This is a genomic window from Ilumatobacter sp., assembly GCF_049588435.1.
Taxonomy (GTDB): domain Bacteria; phylum Actinomycetota; class Acidimicrobiia; order Acidimicrobiales; family Ilumatobacteraceae; genus Ilumatobacter_A.
Genome location: NZ_JBAVYV010000049.1, coordinates 1 through 2,667, shown reverse-complemented (window position 1 = coordinate 2,667; position 2,667 = coordinate 1). Strand labels below are relative to the sequence as shown.

General features: G+C 68.5%; 2 protein-coding genes. Both read left to right on the top strand.

The features are described from left to right. The first annotated feature begins 98 nt into the window (after positions 1 to 98). Complete coding sequence (locus WBV89_RS01850) at positions 99 to 572, top strand: SRPBCC family protein (protein ID WP_423979638.1); 474 nt, start codon at positions 99 to 101, stop codon at positions 570 to 572. Between the two features lie 75 nt (positions 573 to 647). Beyond that, positions 648 to 2,582 carry a transketolase gene (tkt, locus tag WBV89_RS01845; RefSeq protein ID WP_423979637.1) on the top strand — a complete coding sequence of 645 codons (1,935 nt, stop codon included), beginning with the start codon at positions 648 to 650 and terminating at the stop codon, positions 2,580 to 2,582. The last annotated feature ends 85 nt before the right edge of the window (positions 2,583 to 2,667 follow it).

Below are 2,667 nucleotides of genomic sequence, written 5' to 3'. Positions count from 1 at the left end.
TTCACCGAGTACGGGCAGGTGTTCGCCCACTGCCGGGTCGACAAGAACGCGTGGCACATCGTCCCGTTCACCCTGCTCCCCCCGGTCGCGGGCTGAACGTGCCCCGCGTCGAGGCGACCCGCACGGTTCCCGTACCACTCGACGTGGCGTTCGCCGTGTCGCAGACCCACGGTGCGATCCGCCTGGAATGGGATCCGTTCGTCCACGATCAGCACCTGATCGACGCCGACCAGCCCGCCAAGGGCGTGCGCACGAGAACCGTCTCACGGCACCGCCTCGCGATGACTTCCGAGTACGTCTCGTTCCGACCTCCGAACCAGGTCGGGATGAAGATGGTCGAGGGGCCATGGTTCTTCTCGACATTCGCCGGCGGGTGGACGTTCGCGGCGGGGTCGACCGACGAGGAGACGATCGCCACGTGGCGCTACACGTTCAGCGTTCGGCCCTCGTGGTTGGCGCCGATCGCCGACCGGATCGGCACCTGGTTGCTCGGTCGGGACATCGAGGCGCGGATCGGCTCCTCCGCCGCCGCATGCGAGAACCCGCGCGTCCTCGCCGCCATCGGTCGTTGAGCTTCGTGCGCCGTTCGGCGACGGATCCGGACCGGCTCTGAAGGGGACCGCCCTCTCTCCACTAACGTCGCGCGCGTGTCGTTGACCAATCAGCAGGATTCTCAGGCCGTCTCGCTCATCCGTGGGATCTCGATGGACGGGCCGCTCGCCGCGAACAGCGGACACCAGGGCACCGGCATGGCGCTCGCTCCGCTCGCCCACGTGCTCTACAGCCGGGTGATGAAGCACGATCCGGCCGATCCGCACTGGCCCGACCGAGACCGGTTCGTGCTCTCCAACGGGCACGTGTCGATCATGCAGTACGCGATGCTCTTCCTGTCCGGCTACGGGCTGGAACTCGACGACCTGCAGAACTTCCGACAGTGGGGTTCGGCCACGCCCGGGCACCCCGAGGTCCACCACACCGCCGGAGTCGAGGTCACCACCGGCCCGCTCGGCCAGGGCTTCGCCAACGCCGTCGGAATGGCCATCGCCGAGGCGAACCAGCGCGCCCGCTTCGGTGCCGAAGCGGTCGATCACCACACCTACGTCATCGCCGGTGACGGCTGCATGATGGAGGGGATCAGCCACGAGGCCGCCGACCTCGCCGGCCACCTCGGCCTCGGGCACCTGATCTGCATCTTCGACGACAACAAGATCACCATCGACGGGGCGACCGACCTGGCGACCGACGTCGACATGGCCGCCCGGTTCCGGGCCTACGGATGGGACGTCGTCGAACTCGGTGACATCTCGAACGATCTCGACGCACTCGAAGCAGCGCTCGTCGCCGCGCGCGAGACCGACAAGCCGTCGTTCCTGATGCTGCGGACCCACGTCGCCCACCCGTCTCCGAAGTGGGAAGACGACCACAGCGCCCACGGTAACCCGTTCACCGCGGACGACGTCGCCGCGACGAAAGCGGTGATGGGAATCCCCAACGAGCCGTTCTGGGCCCCGGACGAACTGGTCGCCGCATACCGCGAGCACACGGCCACGCGTGGTGCGACCGCACACGCACGGTGGACGACACCGACGTCGCCCGACTGGACCGCCGCACAGGGCGCGACCGGGCTCGACGGGTGGGACACCGATCTCCCGGTCTACGAGCAGGGCGAGTCGGTCGCGACGCGCAAGGCGATCCAGAAGGCGCTCGACGCCACCGATGCGAACCTGCCCGGGCTGATGAGCGGGTCCGCCGACCTCAAGGGCAGCAACGGTGTCGCACTGGGAGCGTCGCACCCGTTCTCGCCGAGCGCGCCCGATGGGCGATACATCCACTACGGCATCCGCGAACACGCGATGGGAGCGAGCGCGGTCGGAATGGCACTCCACGGCGGAGTCCTTCCGGTCACGGCCACGTTCTTCGTGTTCGCCGACTACATGCGTCCGCCGATCCGCCTCGCCGCGATCTCGGAGGCCAAGGTCTGTTTCGTCTTCACCCACGACTCGGTCGGCGTCGGCGAGGACGGCCCGACGCACCAACCGGTCGAACAACTCGCGAGCCTGCGCGTGATCCCGGGTCTCCACGTGATCCGTCCCGCCGACGGCAACGAGACGATCCACGCCTGGGCCGACGCCGTCCGCCACGACGGGCCGAGTGTGCTCGTCCTCAGCCGCCAGGACATTCCGGTCACGACCGACGGGTCGGCCGTCGAACGTGGCGCCGGCATCGTGCGCGAACCCGACGCTCCCGCACAGGTCGTCCTCCTCGGCACGGGCAGCGAGGTCGCGGTGTGCGTCGAGGCGGCGTCGGTGCTCGCCGAGTCCGGGATCGCCGCACGCGTCGTGTCGATGCCGTCGATCGACCGGTTCGAGGCACAGAGCGACAAGTTCCGGGCATCGATTCTCCCGGAGGAACTGCCGGTGCTGTCCGTCGAGGCCGGGGTCACCTTCGGTTGGGCCGCCTACGCCGACGCGTCGATCGGAATCGACCGTTTCGGCGCCAGCGCACCGGGAAAGCTCGTCCTGGACAAGCTCGGCATCAACGTCGACCACGTCGTCGAGGTCGCGACCGCCCTCGTCGACTGACACAACCGAACGACATCGAACACCCCGCACAACCCGCTGCGGTGAGATGTGAGACCGACAGTCGGTCCCCACTCTCACCGCAACC